The organism is Pectobacterium wasabiae CFBP 3304, assembly GCF_001742185.1.
Taxonomy (GTDB): domain Bacteria; phylum Pseudomonadota; class Gammaproteobacteria; order Enterobacterales; family Enterobacteriaceae; genus Pectobacterium; species Pectobacterium wasabiae.
Map to the genome: position 1 here is coordinate 588840 of NZ_CP015750.1, position 19971 is coordinate 608810.

Annotated in this window: 14 protein-coding genes and 1 pseudogene; 8 read left to right on the forward strand and 7 right to left on the reverse strand. The window is 52.1% G+C overall.

Annotation, left to right across the window (positions count from 1 at the left end; all coding sequences use genetic code 11):
* Positions 1-6: 6 nt before the first annotated feature.
* The 5 genes and pseudogenes from cysG to A7983_RS02760 form a co-directional block, all read right to left on the reverse strand.
* Entirely contained in the window at positions 7-1449 is a 1443-nt protein-coding gene (gene cysG / locus A7983_RS02740) for a siroheme synthase CysG (protein WP_005973511.1), read from the reverse strand.
* 505 nt (positions 1450-1954) lie between these two features.
* Positions 1955-2688, reverse strand: a pseudogene (locus A7983_RS02745) (phosphoadenylyl-sulfate reductase).
* A 12-nt stretch (positions 2689-2700) separates the two neighbouring features.
* Entirely contained in the window at positions 2701-4434 is a 1734-nt protein-coding gene (gene cysI, locus A7983_RS02750) for an assimilatory sulfite reductase (NADPH) hemoprotein subunit (RefSeq protein WP_005973516.1), read from the reverse strand.
* Entirely contained in the window at positions 4434-6263 is a 1830-nt protein-coding gene (gene cysJ, locus A7983_RS02755; protein ID WP_005973518.1) for an NADPH-dependent assimilatory sulfite reductase flavoprotein subunit, read from the reverse strand. Before cysJ ends, cysI begins: the two co-directional genes overlap by 1 nt.
* A gap of 278 nt (positions 6264-6541) precedes the next feature.
* Positions 6542-8266 carry a PilZ domain-containing protein gene (locus A7983_RS02760; RefSeq protein WP_005973521.1) on the reverse strand — a complete coding sequence of 575 codons (1725 nt, stop codon included), beginning with the start codon at positions 8264-8266 and terminating at the stop codon, positions 6542-6544.
* Positions 8267-8793: 527 nt separating this feature from the next.
* Between A7983_RS02760 and A7983_RS02765 the strand changes: the two genes are divergently transcribed.
* Entirely contained in the window at positions 8794-9534 is a 741-nt protein-coding gene (locus A7983_RS02765; protein WP_005973523.1) for an EAL domain-containing protein, read from the forward strand.
* A 254-nt stretch (positions 9535-9788) separates the two neighbouring features.
* Positions 9789-10151 (forward strand): 6-carboxytetrahydropterin synthase QueD, encoded by a 363-nt coding sequence (queD, locus tag A7983_RS02770; protein ID WP_005973525.1) that lies wholly within the window; start codon positions 9789-9791, stop codon positions 10149-10151.
* Between the two features lie 54 nt (positions 10152-10205).
* Here the strand turns inward: queD and queE are convergent, their stop codons facing one another.
* On the reverse strand, positions 10206-10877 hold the full coding sequence (gene queE / locus A7983_RS02775) for a 7-carboxy-7-deazaguanine synthase QueE (protein ID WP_005973527.1): 672 nt from the start codon (positions 10875-10877) through the stop codon (positions 10206-10208).
* Positions 10878-11067: 190 nt separating this feature from the next.
* Here queE and A7983_RS02780 point away from each other — a divergent pair, with 190 nt between their 5' ends.
* The 6 genes from A7983_RS02780 to A7983_RS02805 all read left to right on the forward strand — a co-directional run bounded on the left by A7983_RS02780 (position 11068) and on the right by A7983_RS02805 (position 18725).
* Positions 11068-12051: an MBL fold metallo-hydrolase gene (locus A7983_RS02780; protein ID WP_005973530.1), complete on the forward strand. Its 984-nt coding sequence runs from the start codon at positions 11068-11070 to the stop codon at positions 12049-12051.
* Between the two features lie 552 nt (positions 12052-12603).
* A complete protein-coding gene (locus A7983_RS02785) occupies positions 12604-14781 on the forward strand; it encodes a type VI secretion system Vgr family protein (protein ID WP_005973532.1) in 2178 nt (725 codons plus the stop codon).
* The gene (locus A7983_RS02790) at positions 14774-16123 is read left to right on the forward strand and encodes a VRR-NUC domain-containing protein (protein ID WP_039478283.1); all 1350 of its coding nucleotides are present in this window, start codon (positions 14774-14776) and stop codon (positions 16121-16123) included. The genes A7983_RS02785 and A7983_RS02790 overlap by 8 nt, the downstream gene beginning before the upstream one ends.
* An 18-nt stretch (positions 16124-16141) precedes the next feature.
* A complete protein-coding gene (locus A7983_RS02795; protein ID WP_039478286.1) occupies positions 16142-17296 on the forward strand; it encodes a type VI immunity family protein in 1155 nt (384 codons plus the stop codon).
* A gap of 8 nt (positions 17297-17304) precedes the next feature.
* On the forward strand, positions 17305-18459 hold the full coding sequence (locus A7983_RS02800) for a type VI immunity family protein (RefSeq protein WP_005974654.1): 1155 nt from the start codon (positions 17305-17307) through the stop codon (positions 18457-18459).
* A complete protein-coding gene (locus tag A7983_RS02805; protein WP_005974656.1) occupies positions 18456-18725 on the forward strand; it encodes a PAAR domain-containing protein in 270 nt (89 codons plus the stop codon). Before A7983_RS02800 ends, A7983_RS02805 begins: the two co-directional genes overlap by 4 nt.
* 66 nt (positions 18726-18791) lie before the next feature.
* Here the strand turns inward: A7983_RS02805 and bglB are convergent, their stop codons facing one another.
* Complete coding sequence (gene bglB, locus A7983_RS02810) at positions 18792-19931, reverse strand: beta-galactosidase BglB (protein WP_005974659.1); 1140 nt, start codon at positions 19929-19931, stop codon at positions 18792-18794.
* Between the last annotated feature and the right edge of the window lie 40 nt (positions 19932-19971).

The window sequence follows — 19971 nt, forward strand, 5'->3', positions numbered from 1 at the left end:
CTTTCCTTAAGCCAAGTTTACTACCGCTGGGCGGCTGTCTTGCGGCACCGTCGGCGTTGTCTGACCAAACCAGGCAATCTGGTGATGCAAATCCACCACCTCGCCAATCACCAGCAGCGCCGGTGTCGGCGCTTGCCGTGCCAAATGTACTAACTCTTGCAGCGTACCGATTTGCACCTGCTGATCGTGTCGGGTGCCGCGGCTGATCACCGCGACAGGCGTCTGCGCTGAGCGGCCATGCGCGATAAGCTGCTGCGAAATTTCCGCAGCCTTCATCGTTCCCATATAAATCGCCAGCGTCTGACGCCCACGCGCCAGCGTTGACCAGTCCAGTGCATCGCCGTCCGGGCGACAGTGCCCGGTAATAAAAATCACGCTCTGCGCATAGTCACGGTGCGTCAGCGGGATCCCCGCATACGCCGTGACGCCCGCGGCGGCCGTCACACCGGGCACCACCTGAAACGTGATCCCCGCCTGTGCCACCGCCTGTAGCTCTTCGCCACCGCGACCAAAAATGAAGGGATCGCCGCCTTTCAAGCGCACCACCCGCTTACCTTCCTGCGCCAGCTTCACCAGCAGTTGATTAATCTCATCCTGTGGCAACGAATGCGCGCTGGCACGTTTTCCCACACAGATGCGTTCAGCATCGCGGCGTACTAAATCCAGCACATCGGCACTGACCAGATGGTCATACAGCACCACGTCCGCCTGCTGCATCACCTGCAATCCACGCAGCGTAAGCAATCCGGCATCGCCGGGGCCTGCGCCAACCAGTGCCACTTCACCTCGTGCCACCGCTGGCCGTTGCTGTTCGTCTTGCTGATTAACCAATTGCTGTTGCAATTCGGCTTCGGCCTGCTCCAACTGTCCGGCAGACACCAGCGATGCAAAGCGTCCGACAAACAGTCGTTCCCAAAAGCGACGACGGGCTGGCATCGAATGCAATCGGGTTTTAATCCTGTCGCGCCAGCTTCCGGCGATATCCGCCATCGTCCCTAAACTTGCGGGCAGCAATGATTCAAGCTTTTCACGCAGCAGTCGCGCCAGTACAGGTGCCTGTCCCCCAGAGGAAATCGCCACCACCAGCGGAGATCGGTCAACAATCGAGGGAAAAATAAACGAGCACTTCGGCTGATCGTCCACCACATTTACCAGCAAATTCCGCTGGTTTGCCGCCTCAAACACCGCGGCATTCAGCTCTGCATCATCCGTTGCGGCAACCACCAGAAACACGCCAGATAACAGCTCCGGCGTAAAAGATTGCGCCAGCCATTCAACCTGCCCGGCTTGATGCAGTGCAGCCAACGGTTCCGCCAGCGCCTGTGCGACAATTTTTATCTCCGCACCCGCGCGTTGCAGCAGATCGATTTTGCGCGTAGCAACCTCGCCGCCGCCGACGACCAGTACCGGGCGCTGACGAAGATCGGCAAATATAGGGAGATAGTTCACAATCGCCTTAACTAAGCAAAAAAGTAGATAATGCGACTATACGGTGAGGACAGAACACTTATGAAATGCCGAATTGGAATGACAAGTTCCGTAATGGAATAACAACACGTTTACAACTGAGATCGGGGCGATGACTCTCCCCTCACAAAGACGGCTTCTTATACACAAATCCACAGGCTTCGCAGATTTTGCTATTCCCCGGCGTAAAAAATTATGCTGAGGAGGTAGCTGGCTTAGGATGAGCCGCAGGACGCGGCGAAAGCTTGCGCCACGTCGGGAACGTGTCGCAAGCGATCCGTTAAGCCAGATATCGACGAAGGCACCGCGTCAGCGGCATAATTTACGCCGAAAGCCTAGGGGTCACGGGGCGAGCGGCGCTTGAGACGCCCCGTGTCGGGCGTGTGCTACGAAGTAGCATGGAATGGCAATATTGTGGCGCACGAAACCGTCTCCTCATCTGCATAAAAATATGGATAAGGGACAAACGACAATATGTCAGATGCCTTTACCCTTCGTGCAGCCCACACTCGCGTTTGAGGCCGAAGAAGCGAGTTTCTTCTTCACTCATCCCCGGTTCCCATTTGCGGGTGGTGTGCGTATCGCCAACGGACAAATAGCCCTGATCCCACAGCGGATGGTAACTCAAGCCGTTTTCTTTCAGATATTGATACACCGTCCGGTTATCCCAATCGATAATCGGCAGAAATTTAAAGACGCCGCGCTGAATCGCCAGCACCGGCAATTCCCCCGACTGCCGGACTGTTCACGGCGCAGGCCAGCAAACCAGGTTCCTGCGTTTAGCTCGCTCAGCGCTCGGTTCATCGGCTCGACTTTATTCAGCAAGTTGTAGCGTTCAATGCCTTCCACGCCCTGCTCCCACAGCTTGCCGTAGCGCGCTTCTTGCCAGGCAGGAGACTCGGCAGCGCGATACACGTGCAGGTTCAGCTTAAGCTGTTTCGTCAGTGCATCAATAAACTGATAGGTTTCAGGAAACAGATAGCCGGTATCTGTGAGGATAACCGGAATATCCGGCCGCTGTTGCGTCACCAGATGCAGCGATATCGCAGCCTGAATGCCGAAGCTGGACGACAAAACAAAATCGCCCGGCAGATTCTCCAGCGCCCAGCTCACCCTTTCCTGCGCAGACAGTTGCTCAAGCTGACCATTCACGGCGGTCAGCGCCGCCACCTGTTCCTCTTTCGGTAACGCGTTGAGCACCGCAAGGTTAAATTCGGCCATCAGGATCTCCTGTCAGTCATAAAAATCGTGGGCGGGATCCAGCACCGGTTTAATGATGTTGGTACGAATGGCGAAATCACCGAAGCCTTCATTCGGCTGGCGATCTTGCGCCCACAGCCCGACAAGCCTGTCGATTTCCGCGAGGATCTCGGTTTCATTAATGTTTTCGCGATACATACGGGGAATGCGTGTTCCTTCGCGATTCCCACCGAGGTGCAAGTTATAACGCCCCACCGCTTTACCCACCAAACCAATTTCCGCCAGCATCGAGCGACCACAGCCGTTCGGGCAGCCCGTGACGCGCAGGACAATGTGTTCATCACCCACGCCGTGCTGCTGCATAATACCTTCCACTTTCGTGACAAACTCCGGCAGGAAACGTTCGGCTTCAGCCATCGCCAATGGACAGGTTGGAAACGATACGCAGGCCATCGAATTCTTGCGCTGTTCGCTGACGCTGTCATCAATCAGGCCGTGCTCACGCGCCAGCGCATCAATCTTCGCTTTGCTACGCGCAGGAACGCCGGCCACGATCAAGTTCTGATTCGCTGTTAAGCGGAAATCCCCTTTGTGGATCTTAGCAATTTCCGCCAGACCGGTTTTCAGCGGACGGCCTGGATAATCCAGAACACGACCGTTTTCGATAAATAGCGTCAAGTGCCATTTATTGTCGATGCCTTTTACCCAGCCGATGCGATCGCCACGCCCGGTGAATTCATACGGACGCACCGCTTCAAATTTCACACCAGCACGCGCTTCCACTTCCTGCTTAAAGTTATCGACACCCACACGTTCCAAGGTGTATTTGGTTTTGGCATTTTTACGGTTGGTACGGTTACCCCAATCGCGCTGTGTGGTCACCACCGCTTCTGCGATAGCCAGCGTATGCTCAATGGAAATATAGCCCAGTTCACTGGCGGTACGCGGATAGGTTTCTTTGTCGCCGTGCGCGATAGAGAGTCCACCGCCCACCAGCACGTTAAAGCCGACCAGACGGCCGTTATCGGCAATCGCAACGAAGTTAAGATCGTTCGCATGCAGATCGATATCATTCTGCGGCGGGATCACCACCGTCGTTTTGAACTTACGCGGCAGATATGTCGAGCCCAGAATCGGCTCCTCATCCGTCGTTGCCACTTTTTCCTGATCCATCCAGATCTCTGCATAGGCGCGCGTGCGCGGCAGAAGATGTTCAGAAATCTTTTTCGCCCACTCATACGCCTGCTGATGCAGTTCGGACTCGATCGGGTTAGACGTACACAGCACGTTACGGTTCATGTCGTTCGCCGTCGCCAGCGCGTCTAGCCCAATGCTATTCAGCATCTGATGTACCGGTTTCACGTTCGATTTGAGAATACCGTGATACTGGAACGTCTGACGGTTGGTGATACGAATGCTGCCATAGATCGTATTTTCAGTCGCAAATTTATCGATCCGTAACCACTGCTCTGGCGTCATCACGCCGCCCGGCAGGCGGCAGCGCAGCAGCATCGCATGACGCGGCTCCAGTTTCTGCTCAGCACGCTCGGCGCGAATGTCACGGTCATCCTGCTGATACATACCGTGGAAACGGATTAGCAAAAAGTTATCGCCCTTGAAGCCGCCAGTCAGACCATCGTTCAGGTCTTCAGCAATCGTGCCGCGCAGAAAATTACTTTCTGTTTTCATGCGCTCGGCATCAGCGAGTTTCCCTTCTACCACCAAGGGACCGGGGTGTTTTTCACTGAAAACGTATTTTTCACTCATTAGTACACATCTCGCTGATAACGGCGCTCAAGGCGCAGATCGCTTAAAAACTCATCGGCCTGTTCACTGTCCATGCCGCCATGCTCAACTATCACATCCAGCAGCGCCTGCTCGACGTCTTTCGCCATGCGATTGGCATCACCACACACGTACAGGTGCGCCCCATCCTGAATCCAGCGCCAGACTTCGGCGCCTTTTTCCCGGAGTTTGTCCTGCACATAGACCTTATGCGCCTGATCGCGCGACCACGCCAGATCGATATGAGTCAGCAGTCCATCTTTAACGTAGCGCTGCCATTCAACCTGATACAGAAAATCTTCCGTAAAGTGCGGGTTGCCAAAGAACAGCCAGTTCTTCCCTTCCGCCCCGTCGGCATCGCGCTGCTGCATAAAGGCGCGGAATGGTGCAATCCCGGTTCCCGGCCCAATCATGATGACCGGCGCATCTGAATTAGCAGGCAAGCGGAAGTTATTGTTATGTTCGATGAAAACGCGGATTTCATCATCTTCACTCAGCCTGTCGGCCAGATAGCTGGATGCGCCACCGGCACGCGCACGGCCTTCGTATTCGTAGCGCACCACACCAACGGTGATGTGCACTTCACTTTCGACCTCCGCCTGCGAGGAGGCGATAGAGTAAAGACGTGGAGCCAGCGGGCGTAGTAGGCCAAGCAACTGCTCTGCCGTCAGTTCTGTTGGCGCTTGTCGCACCATATCCACCAGTGGCGTCCACTGTGCGAACTGCTGAAGCGCAGGCTTATCGGCCAGCAGCGACAATAGCGTCTCGTTGCGCGACAGTGCGGCATATTTCTCGACGATCGGCGCGGTGTTTTGCGTCAGTTCAAAGTGGCTTTTCAGCGCCTCCGATAATGGCAACGTCTTACCGTCAACGCTGACGGATTCATCACCTTTCAGCCATAGCAGTTCCAACAATTCCTGCACCAGCGTAGGATCGTTATCGAACCAGACACCCAGCGCGTCACCCGGCTGGTAGCGCAAACCAGAATCGCCCAAATCGATCTCGATATGGCGAACATCCTTTTCGGAGTTACGCCCGGTCACTTTCTGGTTCACTGCAAACGTGGCCTGCAACGGCGAGGCTTTGCTGTACGGGCTGCTGGTAATTTCATCCAGTGCACCCTGAGCGGCAATCTGCGCGACGGCTTCGCCCTGAACCGGCACCCGTGCCTGCAAAATATCAACCAATTGGCGTCGCCATTGCCCGGCAAGCGTCTGATAATCCACATCGGCATCAACACGATCCAGCAGGCGTTCAGCGCCTAATTCGGCCAGACGGCTATCGAAATCCTTACCCGCCTTGCTGAAGAATTCATAAGAGGTATCTCCCAGACCAAACACGGCAAACGCGGTGTCTTTCAGTTCCGGCGCTTTTTTGGACAGCAGGAACTTATGCAGCGCGACCGCCTCTTCCGGCGGCTCCCCTTCCCCCTGCGTCGAGGCGACGATCAGCAACAGCTTTTCCTGCCCAATTTGCTTGAACTTGTAATCACCCGCATTGACCAGGTTGACGGACAGCTTGGCTGCCAGCAGATCGTCACGCAGTTGTTCCGCGACCCGGCGCGCATTGCCGGTCTGCGAGGCGGAGATCAGCGTGATGGTTTGCACTGGCACCGTGACTGCGGATGCCACCGTAGCGGTGGCAGTTATCGCACCTGGCTGCACGTTCCCAGGCTGCTGTACCAACCCCCAGAAATAGCCGGATAGCCAGGCTAGCTGCGTCGATGAGAAATCACCGGTTGCCGCCTGTAAACGCGTTAATTGCTCCGCACTCAGCGGAAGCAATGAAGTGGGGGAAACCGGAGTAGTCATTGTGATTTCTGTTTCCTTGTGCCTGTGCAGTTAGCCAACGACGCTAATACAAAAACATGCAATAAAAAGATGAATGGAGGATAAGGGTAACGATCTGCATCTTAACAATTAAAGAAATGATGGAAATATTAAATAACCAAAATGACTAAATGGTTTTTCTGATAGCCCTTATTGCCTAAAGTGTTATAGCTGATGGCATGCGCGTTGCGTGGCAATATCGGTAAGAATACATTCGAAAAGAGGGGCTGCTGCGCAGCCCCATACAAACAGGATGTGGGCTAAATTTTCAGAACTTTCATGCCGAAATCGTCAGGATGAACGATGTTTTCGAGCTGGCCGACCTGCAATAAATCACCTTTAGAGACGACGCTGCTGATATTGGTGTCAGGAAAGCGCAGATTCTTGACGAGATGTACCACGACCGGTTTACCCTTTTTATCAATATCCATCACCCAGCCAAGAAAGCCTCCCGAATATTTAGCCAGACTACCTATTGGATAGAGACCGTAAATCTGTACGTAATTAACCAACACAGCTTTATCGTAGGCACCTTTCGCCTCATAGATTTTACGGTAGGCCGCCAATGGCGTGCGGGGAGAAATACCATTACGCGTATGCCTTAGCTTATTAATCGCCTTAATCACAGAGACTAATCGGGCGAGCTCCGATAACCGATCGCCGTGTTTACCCTGTGGATAGCCACTACCGTCCAAACGCTCGTTAGCATTCTCAATCACATCGCGACACGTGGGGGTTATCACCCAATCTAGCTCATGTAATTTCGCGCACAGAACACCCACATGACCGCTAAGAATCGCTTTCTGCGCTGGGTTCATATTCACTTTCAGCGATGGAAGGCTGGCATTCACCAACAGCGGCTTTCCCATCGTGTGGAGTAACGCACCTAGCACCGCTTCACGCACCTGAGGCGCATGGGGATCGGAAATTAACAGCATATCGGCCAGTTTCCCCGCAACCTGAACAGCATGCCTGACCCAATCCGCTTCATCACGCAGGAACGATAGCGCATACAAAAACGTCTTTCTCTCTTTTTTGACCATATAAAGCAGGGTGTCAACACAGTCATAGAAGATCTCAATGGGCAGTTGATTGCGCGTTTTCATGTACATCAGCCCAATTTGAAGCCGATGGGCAACCTCCATTACCCCGCGTTCCATCGGCGTCTGCCGGGTACGCTTCTCTCGCTCCTGACTTTCTCGCAGCAATAGACTTTTCTCCTTGGTGCCCGGAGTGAACAGCGGGGACGAATACACCATGCTGCCAGTGATGCCGGTTCGGTAGGCCGCTTCTCTTTCCGACTCATTCGTATAACGGAGAAGTGCTTCAGACTGTGATGAAGACAAATTGATAAATTGAATGCCAACAGCGGCATAGCCATGATTTCCAAAAGGCCGTATATGGCGAATTTTTCCCTCGGCATAAAAACTTTCTCCGTTAGGGAATTCAAGCGCGATACCGGGGATATCTTGACCAACTTCAATCGCAATGCTCTCAACCAGATCGATTTCGACCATACACCCACCGGTCGATAAATTACGCAACGTTCCTGGTACGTTAAGTGTGTGCATATACACTTCAATACGAGCACGAGCCTGCATGCCAAGAATAAAAGGAATACGAATCGCGCCTCTGTTCTCCGTGACGAAAACAGACTCCGGCAAACGACATTCCAGACGATAAAATAGACTGTCCATCTTGAATAATTGTGTGGAGATATTACAAAGACTGTAGGTTTCTCGTTCGATATTCTCCGTACCTTTCAGTGCCTCCAGATCAAAATTCAAACCACCATCTGCAAGGTATCTGTCGATATCAGAGCCAGAATATTCCACTGCCAATACGATTCGGTTTTTATCCGGATTCAGTTCCATAACGTCTGCCTTCAATGCATATAGCATATCTTTGGCGTAGATAGACATCACATAGGTATGTTGCAGCAATGCGCTAATCACTTTAGCGGGAGGGGGAGAAAAGTGTTCCACAATAAGATCCACCTATTAACGCGATGGTGATATATCCAAAAATCCAAAAAAGGATTTCTCTCTTTTTAATAAAAATGAATTCTCTCGTGGGATTTAATGATTTAGAAAAATGCCTATTCTACTGAGTAAAACATCACCCAGGATAAATTCCTTATTTTTTCTCATCCCGATATCATTACGAAACGACGCTCTCATCGTTGTTTATCATCCTAACAAGGATGCCCAAAAGGCACAACGCTCTTACACGCCCACAAAATTGATTAAAATTCAAACAAAAAAGACACTAAACCCGAACAAACAAAAACAAGTAACATTAAAAACCATAAAATAACAAATCAAAGATATAAGACACCAATGACAACATAGATTTAAACGATCATTATTTTTTAATCAATAGCCAATAACTATTAAATGGGGATTATTGATCATTTAAAACAATTTCCAAACATTCCAAATTACTGTGTAGAATCCAGACTGGTAATGTTATGGCATTGCTATATCTATGGAGAGGGTGAGTAATCGGTAAAATGAATACAACAACATTAAATATCGATGGAAAAATTTTTAGGTTAACAGCAGAATTTCAGCCTATTATCCATCTCCCTCAAAATAAGATCTTCCGCTATGAAGCCCTAGCCAGGTTTTATAACTCGGAAGGTGTCTTAGCATCGACCCAGCAGACAATAGATAAAATTGAGAAATGTAAAGCAATCGATGAAGTGACAGATTTTATGTTTGATGTTGTCTGTCAGGTAATAAAAAATAAAAGCAGCATGACAATATCATTCAACTTGTCGCACCTGCTTTTTAATAACACCGCCTATTTGGAAACGTTGTATCAAAAATGCGTAATGCATAAGGTTAGCCCACAGAATATAGAAATAGAGATCAGTGAAAAAACGACCCGCCAACAGCTAATTGATGGAATTCCTTTTTTAAACCAAGCTAAACAATATGGTTTTATGATTTCATTAGATGATTTTGGCGCAGGAAACCTACAGGTAGATAGCCTGAGCTTGTTTAACTTTGATACAATAAAAATCGATCGCTCGATTATAGATGGCATCGGTAAAGAAGAGACAAAATCACAAAAACTAAAAGTCTTATTGAATAAACTCATTCCTCTTGGCGTAAATATTATCTGTGAAGGTGTTGAAAAAGCCACCGATTTAAATCGATTAAACAAATACCATCCTATTGGTATTCAAGGATATATTTTCTATCGCCCATTAACGTTCAGCCAATTAAGGCTGCTGGAAGGTTTTTAGCTGATATCTTCGTTCTGCTGCCCAAGGCCGGTCTGTGGCATCAACGTCTACGATAAATCCCACCACCAATAGCGTCTTAGGCAATCAACATTAGCGAACAGGCTCACATTACAGTGCTGACCACTGGCACCATGCGGCGATCGTGCAGCGGGAAGAATAAATGATTCGCGCAACACTTTCAGGTAGTATGCGACGGTTTTTTGCATACTATGTTCTGAAAGTCTCCTTTTCAGAACGAAACCGGGAACCTCGCTATGGTCACTACGCTATTTAAAGATTTTCAGTTTGAAGCCGCACATCATTTGCCTCACGTGCCGGAAGGCCACAAATGCGGGCGACTGCATGGGCACTCTTTCATGGTGAGACTGGAAATTACCGGTGAAGTGGATCCGTATACCGGCTGGGTGATGGATTTCTCTGAGCTTAAAGCCGCGTTCAAACCTACGTGGGAACAGTTGGATCACCACTATCTGAATGAAATCCCCGGCCTGGAAAACCCGACCAGCGAAGTGCTGGCGCACTGGATCTGGCACCAGTTGAAGCCAGTATTACCGCTGCTCAGCGCCGTGATGGTCAAAGAAACCTGCACCGCTGGCTGTGTCTATAAAGGCGAGTAACGAGGAAGCGGTGTGTAGTCTGGCGTGAAGATCCTTCTCTCACGCCCCCTGATATCAGGCGATATTCAGGTATTTGTGTGTCTGCATCGAAAGCCGCCAGTTGCGGGCGATGCAGGTTGCGATGCACAATTTGGTCGCATCCTCTTTCTGACTGATCGGCTGTAGCGCCACGATGCGTGGTTTATCATCATCAAGCCGCGCCAGCAGTGCATCCAACGCCTCAATGTCACGTTCACGCGCCACCGGATGTTTGATTTCGTCCGCCCGCTGTAGCGCCTGATCGAGCACCCTCATGCCGCCACGCATGTTCACTTTCGGCGAAACCGTCACCCAGGTTTTGGGCGAACAACGCACGTCGTGCGTGCCGCTGGTTTCGATCTGGCAACTGAATCCCTGTTTTTCCAACTGTAGCGTCAGCGGTGCCAAATCATGGATGCAAGGCTCGCCACCAGTGATCACAATATGGCGTGCCGTGTAACCCTGCTGCGCCATCAGAGCCAGAATATCGTCCGCACTCGCCGCGCCCCAGGCATCACTTTCTTCCGTTTTTACCAGCACCTGATCCAATGAGGTTTCCCGCTCTGCCAGTTTGTCCCAGGTATGTTTGGTATCGCACCAGCTACAGCCTACCGGGCAACCTTGCAGCCGCACAAACACCGCCGGAACACCGGTAAAATAGCCTTCGCCCTGTAACGTCTGGAACATTTCATTAATCGGGTACTGCATGTTTTTCACTGTCTCGCTGACTTAAAAACGCATTATACCCTAAATCCTTCGCGTTGCAGGACGCTGGCGATGCGGGCAACATGCCAAACCGAGGACAGTTGAGTAATTCGACGTGTACGTCAATAATCAATCTGTTGTTACGATTTCACCTGCTTTTATTACGTTTCATTATTAACAAGGACAAAAATAAATGACGTTATTGAAACCATTAGCCTTATTACTCGCCTCATGTGCATTTGTACCTGTATTTACGCAGGCACAGGATATTGCCCAGGTTAAAACTCAGCCCGGCTATTACCGCATCATGCTGGGCCAGTTTGAAATCACTGCACTGTCTGATGGCACCAACACCATGCCTATGGATAAACTGTTGCAGCGCACCCCACCGGAAAAAATTACCGAACTGCTAGCGGAAAAAGCGCTCCCCCCACAGGTGGAAACATCGATCAATGCCTATTTGGTCAATACTGGGAAACACCTGATTCTGATCGATACAGGCAACGGCAAGCAGAGTAATCCTACGGTAGGGAAAGTGCTGCCGAATCTGATTGCGGCAGGTTACAAACCTGAGCAGGTCGATACCGTGTTGATGACCCACCTGCACGGCGACCATTTTGGCGGTTTGGTACAGGACAATAAGCTGAACTACCCGAACGCCACCGTGTATGTCAGTCAGCCAGAAACCGACTTCTGGCTTAGCCCGGAAAACCTGAAGAATGCGCCAGAAAACAGAAAAGCGGCGTTCCAACGCGTGCAAAACACCTTTGACGCCATTAAGAAAGCGAACAAGCTGAAGACCTTCCCGGCCCAACAGGCGGCACTGCTGCCCGGCATCACCGCGATTCCAAGCCCAGGACATACGCCAGGGCACACCTCGTATATGGTCGAAAGTGAGGGGAAAAAACTGCTGGCATGGGGAGACCTCGTTCATGCGGAAGCGGTACAGATGAGCTTACCAGCCACCACCATCAGCTTTGACTCGAATATGGATCAAGCGACAGAATCCCGTAATAAAGCGCTGGCTAACGCCGCCAGTCAGGGCTACTGGGTCGCAGGCGCTCACCTGCCCTTCCCCGGCATCGGCCACGTGGGTACACGTCTGGAACGCAACGGCACCACCAACGGTTACCGCTGGCTTCCCGTAAATTACAGCGTGGCTGGGTTAAAAAACTAACGGGCAGAATGAAAGCCAAAGAGGGGAAATAGGTAATGTGTCGATGTCTCTTTCCCGTGGCAATAAATTATCCCGTACTCAGACTGTTCCTTATACAAATCTCCGGTATTCTCACCGGAGATTTTATTAAACCGCACTGGCCAAAAGAGAGACTCGTTTATTAATACCCTCCCTCTCTAAAAAACGAAACACACTTATATTTAAAATCCTATTTATTTAGATAGATCATTAATTTAATTATTATTTAAATTATTAAAAACCACATTAAACCAGACAAATCACACCTATCTTAAAAAAAATAAAAACCAACAATTACAAACAAAAACCAACAAAAAAAACGACTTAACGAAACACTGGCAGAATAAAATATCGATTTACTGAAAATTACGCCCCCATAAAATAATCATCCCACAATGGCGTATTTAAGTGTCATTGAACTCATGCTTCATCCCTATTACCCTACCTTTCCCCAGTAAAAATATGACAATACAAATAAAACATTCAGCTAAAGCGCACCATTAACGCGGTCTCGCTTTAAATTAAGGAAAATAGATGTTGAATGTAAAGAAACCATCGGCAGGCCTTCGATTTACGTTAAATATAGGAAATTTGCCGCCTGAAACCTTTACCGTTGTGGGATTCACGCTGAGTGAGCAATTTTCCCTGCCTTTCGTGCTCAATCTTGAGGCCGTGAGCACTCATTCCAGCATAGCGTTTGGCACGGTGCTGGATAGCACCGCCACACTAACCATAATGCAAGATACCGAGGTGCTACGCACCGTCAACGGCATCGTCAGTGAGATGGAACAAGGCGATGCCGGTTTGCACCAAACCCGCTACCGCATCACCATACACCCCGCGCTCTGGCGAGCTGGGCTGGTCAGACATTCACGTATTTTTCAGCAACAAAGTGTTCAAGAAATACTGGAAACATTACTCAAAAAACATCTCATCAGTGACTATGCCTTTGCTCTACGTTACCCCCGAGCAGTGCGTGAATTCTGTGTGCAATACCAGGAAAGCGATGCCGACTTTATCAATCGTCTGGCGGCAGAAGAAGGGATGTTCTATTTTTTCGAGCATCAACATGGCAAGCATACGCTCGTTTTTGCCGATGACTGTGCAGCACTGCATACAGGGCCGACGCTGCCCTACAGCCCTGAAAAACCAATCCGTTCAGACGAATGGTGTGTGACCACGTTCCGTCGCCGGGAAAACCTACGCCCTTCCGATGTATTGCTGAAAGATTACACCTTTAAAAAACCTCGCTGGCCGGCAGAATCTCGCGAGTATGCCCGAGATACCGAACACCAATCAGGCCGCTACCTTCACTATGACTATCCCGGGCGCTATAAAGGCACCGGGCCCACCGGGGAACATTTTGCACGGTGGCGTATTCAGGCCCTCCGCAACAGCGCTCATCAGGGGGAAGGCGCAACCAACTGCCCGGCACTTCAACCGGGGATCCGTTTTACTCTGGAAAACCATCCACTGGAAACGCATAACACGCGCTGGCAAATCACGCATTCCACCTACATAGGAAGGCAACCCCAGGCGCTGGAAACCGAAACTGGGGAAGAGGGAACGACGCTGATGGGGCAATTCGCCTTTATCCCGCAGGATCAAACCTGGCGTCCCCTTTCACTGCCCAAACCTCGTATCGATGGGGCACAGATTGCGATTGTCACAGGCCCAGACACTGAAGAAATTTTTTGCGATGAATACGGTCGCGTCAGAGTCCGTTTTCTCTGGGACTTATCCGACAAGACAGATGACAGCAGCTCCTGCTGGGTGCGGGTTTCTCACCCATGGGCAGGACAAGGCTGGGGGATGTCGGCTATTCCGCGCATCGGCCATGAGGTGATTGTTGAGTTTCTTAACGGCGACCCCGATCAGCCCGTCATTATTGGGCGCACCTACCACGTCAGCAATCTGCCCCCAGGTAACCTGCCAGGCACGAAAACCCAGATGACGCTTCGTTCACAAACGCATAAAGGTGACGGGTTCAATGAACTGCGATTTGAGGACGAACGAGACAGGGAGGAGATCTATATTCATGCCCAACAGGACATGAACACGGACGTGCTACGGGATCAATCGACGACGATCAACCGGGACATGCAACTGACGGTCGATAACAACCGGACCGCAGTGATTAAAGTGGACGATGACGAATCCGTAGGCGGATACCAGACGCTCAGCGTAACGAAAGATCAAAGCATCACGATTGAAGGGCAGCACAGCACGGTCGTCAAGAAGAGCCGTTTTCTTGAGGTGACGGACAATGATTCCCTGAAGGTTGGCAAGCACATCTCTATCCATTCCGACAGCGGCCAAATTTTGATTGGTAATGCCGGAGGGAGGATTGTCATTGATCCCATCGGCAATATCCGCATCGAAGGGGTAAGTATCACTCTGGCGGAACATTCTGCGGGTGGTATGCCACCGAGCCCACTATTCACTTATTCAGCGCGTTATACGTTATTCAATGAACATACCGGAGCCCCCTTGATCAATGCGCCTTACACCATCAAAGGGGCCAATGGTCAGGTCGTTTCTGGTAAAACCGACGCGCAGGGAAGAACCCTGATGATGCGAACGGAAAAAGAAGACAACCTGCAACTCGATATCCCGGAAACCCAAAAACCGGTTAAAACGCGCTATTACCAGGCCAGTAACAACGCACAGGTCGAGCGTGTAATGGAATTCAAGGAGTTACACCATGAGTAACCCCGGCAGCCTTTGTCCCGCCGTCACCTCCATTACCTGCACCATGGAGCGGGGGAAGTTCCCCGTCGATGCAGACCCGTGCTATCTGGCGCAAAAAGCCGAACTGGCCATGCGCATGCCGCAGCGTATCACCACCAAAACCGGCCAGGTACACAATTTAAAGCAGTTGGTGATGAGCAGCCTGATCCGCATTGAAGAGTACAAGGCACACTATCTCTGGGCCTACAAGGCCGAAGTGGTCTTTGCCATGGCAAAACCCGTCCCCTTGCCGATGCTGGCCACCAGTGAAGCCTCGAAAAAAGCCTACGGCGATAACCTGCCGCACTCCAGCAGCCCCTTTGCCAGACCGTCGCCTGAAAACTGGATAAAACACAAAGTAAAAGGGATGCGCCGCCCGGATATTATTCTGGTCAATGACCCAAACTGCCGCTGGCCCGGGCTCGGTGCCACCTATTTTGATGGCAAAACTTACAGTGACAACCTGAAAATGCTGATCGAGGTTAAATTTCCGAGAGATACATTATCAGAGGGGCAGCGTAAAGATTATATTCTAATCGCCACAAATTCCCGGTTTGGCGTGATGCGCATTGAGGATAACCGTACTGAGAAACAAAAAGCCTATGATGAACAATACAACGCCGCCACCCGGGCGACCGCGGCTCGCTATGCATTACTACCGCCCACCACCGCTGAACAGGCTGCCCTTCAACCTGTGCCTATCCCGGTGCCGCCTCCCGAGGGCGCACCGGGCACCCTGCCCCAGCCCCTCCCCTATAATCTACCGCTGTTAAGCACCACACCCTGGACGTACCAGCCCTCGGTGGAGGACTGGGTGCGCTTCGGCGATGAGGTGTCCAGCCTGGCCGAACAAGGGTGGGAGTTCGTCCGGGATAGCACGCGCGAGGCTTTTCGCCCCTTTGGCGCCTGGGTGAGTGAAAAAGGCGACTGGCTGTGTCAGGAAGTGATTGACCCCGTTACCCGGCAGGCCCGTTATACCCTCTCCTGGTTCAGTGACAAGACCAGCGAAATCATCACCTGGACGTTTACCCAGCTCCAGGCGTTATGGAAAACGGTACAGGCGGGTATGGATATCACGCTGGACTATCTCCAGCAGATAGACTGGGTACAGATACTGCACGATATCGGCGACGGCACGGTACAACTGGCCATTAAAGTCGCCGAGAGGGTCGTGACCCATATCGTGGTATCTGTCATAGCTGGCGCACTGGTGCTCGCGGTGGCCGCCATCGCCGCCGCCATCACCGCTGGCGCCCCAGCCCTGGCCGCCCTGCTCGGTGCCCTGGCCGCCGTAGGCGGCGGCACGCTGGCCATTGCCAATTAATCAACCGGAGCCACAATCATGGAACACCCTGACTATATCGCTCAACTGGCGCAGCACGCGCCCGAGTTTACCTTTACCGACAACAACGACGTGGTCGTCACCCGTCTGGGGCTGTCCATTACCCTGTTTTTTAAACAGGGCTACACCCTGGAAAAACGCCAGAAAATACTCGCCTGTTTCCAGCGCTTTCGTGACGAGTTCGGCACCCACTTACGCTTCCATGCCCACGAGTTCAACGGCATGAAAAAATACACCCCGGAGAATATTGCCCGGGTGGAAGCCAGTATTATCAACAAGGGTGTCTACGACTACGGCGGCTGGTATGTCAGCGATGCCAAAAACATGGGCGAGGCGCCCAACGTCATTATGCGCTACCTGGATTCGGGTGATGACGATGATGATGATAATGCTTATCTCAGCCTGGTTCTGCCCTGGTTTTACCTGAAAGACGCACAGGGCATGGCGCGTTTTACCGACTGGCTGACCTATTTGTGCCAGCAACTGGAGCCCGACAGCGGAGACTGCGGCCACTGCCTCAACCTGCCACAAGATTTTGATGACTATTGCCCCGTTGAATATGAGCTGGCCAGACGCTATCCCCCACTCCAGGTCAATGCCAACGTCTTTGCTGATGCAGCGCAATACAACAATAGTACCCGCGGCGTGAACTGGATCACCGTATTAAGCTCCCGCTATATCACCCGACTGGGCGGGGAAGGCTGGGTACGGCGCGTCCTTTCCCAAACCCCGGACATCAGCGTTGAGCCCTATCCCGGCGGGTTGCTGCTGCGCGCCGGCCGCTACCCGGATTTAACCCCGCTAACCGCCGGCTTATCGCCCCAGTACCTCGCCGTCAACCAGTTACTCCGCCCGATACGCGTCCAGCCCAAGGCCGGGCATTCCCTGCATTCTTACGGCATCAACCAGTTCGATGAGCAATCCACCCACGAATGGTACGCCCGCTATGACCAGGGGCCGTTGTCCATTACCCCGCTCAAGTCCGGCACCCCGGCGCGGGTCAGCGGCTACTGGACCACCCCGTCACAGTCCCACACGATGCGCTTCATCGCGCAGGGCGAACTTGCCCCCGCCCTTTCTGCCACCGAAGCCACCCTGTGGCATTTAGACCATCAAGCCGAGACGCTCGGCGATGTTCCGGGGTCGCCGTCATGAGCACCATAATGCAACACCCTGACTATATCGCTCAACTGGAGCAGCACGCGCCCGAGTTTACCTTTACCGACAACAACGACGTGGTCGTCACCCGTCTGGGACTGTCCATTACCCTGTTTTTTAAACAGGGCTACACCCTGGAAAAACGCCAGAAAATACTCGCCTGTTTCCAGCGTTTTCGTGACGAGTTCGGCACCCACTTACGCTTCCATGCCCACGAGTTCAGCGGCATGAAAAAATACACCCCGGAGAATATTGCCCGGGTGGAAGCCAGTATTATCAACAAGGGCGTCTACGACTACGGCGGCTGGGATATCAGCGATGCCAAAAACAAGGATGAGGCTCCCAATTGCCTAATTAGCTATATCGACTCAGGTGATGACGATGATGATAAGAACGCTTATCTCAGTCTGGTTCTGCCCTGGTTTTACCTGAAAGACGGGCAGGGTATGGCGCGTTTTAACGACTGGCTGACCTATCTGTGCCAGCAACTGGAGCCCGACAGCGGGGACTGCGGTCACTGCCTGAATTTGCCGCAAGATTACGATGACTACTGCCCCGTTGAATACGAACTGGCCAGACGCTATCCCCCACTCCAGGTCAATGCCAACGCCTTTGCGGCCAAAAGGCATTACACCAACAGCACCCGCGGCGTGAACTGGATCACCGTATTAAGCTCCCGCTATATCACCCGACTGGGCGGGGAAGACTGGGTACGGCGCATTCTTTCCCAAACCCCGGACATCAGCGTTGAGCCCTATACCGGCGGGTTGCTGCTGCGCGCCGGGCTCTACCCGGATTTAACCCCGCTGACCGCGGGCTTGTCGCCCCAGTACCTCGCCGTCAACCAGTTGCTCCGCCCGATACGCGTCCAGCCCAAGGCCGGGCATTCCCTGCATTTTTATGGTGTTAATCAGTTCGATGGGCAATCCACCCGCGAATGGTACGCCCGCTATGACCAGGGGCCACTGTCCATTACCCCACTCAAGTCCGGCACCCCGGCGCGGGTCAGCGGCTACTGGACCACCCCGTCACAGCCCCGCACGATGCGCTTTATCGCGCAGGGTGAACTAGCCCCCTCCCTTTCCGCCACCGAAGCCACCCTGTGGCATTTAGACCATGAAGCCGAGACGCTTGGTGATGTTCCGGGGTCGCCGTCATGAGAACGGTGATACAAGGAAAGAAAGTGATTCTGGTGGGCGACACCACCACCACAGGCGGTAAAGTGCTCAGTGGTTCCCCTTTGGCTAATCAAACTCAGTCAATAGCACGCAAAGGAGACCCCGTGTTTTGCCCAGTTTGTAAGGTAACCGGAACGATTAGCGAAGGAAGTACGCTTGCCAATATAGCAGGCGTTGCCATCGCACTTGAAGGACATAAGGTTGCCTGCGGGTGCCCTAACGGTTGTACGTTAGTCGCCTTGGCATAAGGTTTTTATGTAATTGATTTGCTAAAAAAATCGCCCCTGCAAGGTAAATTGCAGGGGCGATCACCATTATAGATAAACTCGCAGATATTCAGCCAGACACAGGATCGCCATCGCCTGACCATAAGGCATAGAGGTCAGCGCGATATTGCGGTAGAAATCCAGATCGTTACCCATCGCGGTGCCGAATGACACCTGCGTCAGCTCACCGTCTTGATTAACGTGATTAATCACACCGCGAATCGCTTTCTCCGCAACCTCAGCGTAGCTTGGATCGACATAACGCTTACGCACCGCTTTCAAAATACCGTAGGCAAAGCCGGCGGTTGCGGAGCTTTCGAGGTACGAATTTGGATCGTCGATCAGCGTGTGCCACAGGCCGCTGTCATCCTGATATTTTGCCAATGCTTCAATTTGGCTTTCCAACACCTGCAGCAGGAAGCGGCGCGTCGCGTTGTGTTCCGGCAGATCCAGCAGTTCGATAAATTCAGGAATAACGATAGTCAGCCAGCTATTGCCACGTGCCCAGCGGGCTTTGGCGTAGTTATGCTGCCCTTCAAACGTCCAGCCGTGAAACCACAGGCCGCTTTCACGATCCATCAGGTATTGCACATGCAGCAGGAACTGATACGTCGCTTCTTCTACAAACTCTGGTCGGTTTAACAGCTTGCCTATTTTCGCCAGCGGCAGCACGCTCATCATCAGCGTGTCGTCCCACAGTTGCTGGTGGTTTTCATTGTTATAAACAATGTGCTGCAAGCCCTGCTTATCCGTGCGCGGCATTTCATACATCACCCACTCCGCCCAACGCTCCAGATACGGCAGCCAGCGGGCATCGCCCGTTTCCTCATAGCGATAAGCCAGCGTCAGGAACGGGCACACGGTGTTCACGTTCTTCGTCGGCGTGCCTTCCGCCAGACGCTCAGTAAACCAGTCATCAATGATGGCACGCATCTGCTCGTCACCCGTCTGCTGGTAATACTGATAGATCCCGTACAGCCCGATGCCGTGCGTCCATTCCCACCCCGCCCAGCCTTTGGTATCAATCACACGACCATCGTCCAGCCGCAACAAGAACTCACCGGTTTTATCCTCGATATTCACCAGGTTGTCGGTGATACGGCAAATCAGCGCTTTCAGATCCTCACGGGAGATGAAACGTTCCGGCTGACGTAAAAGCGGGCTATGTTTTACACTGAATACGGTCATAGTCATTCATCCAATTGAGTTATCAGTTAACAGTTCAATA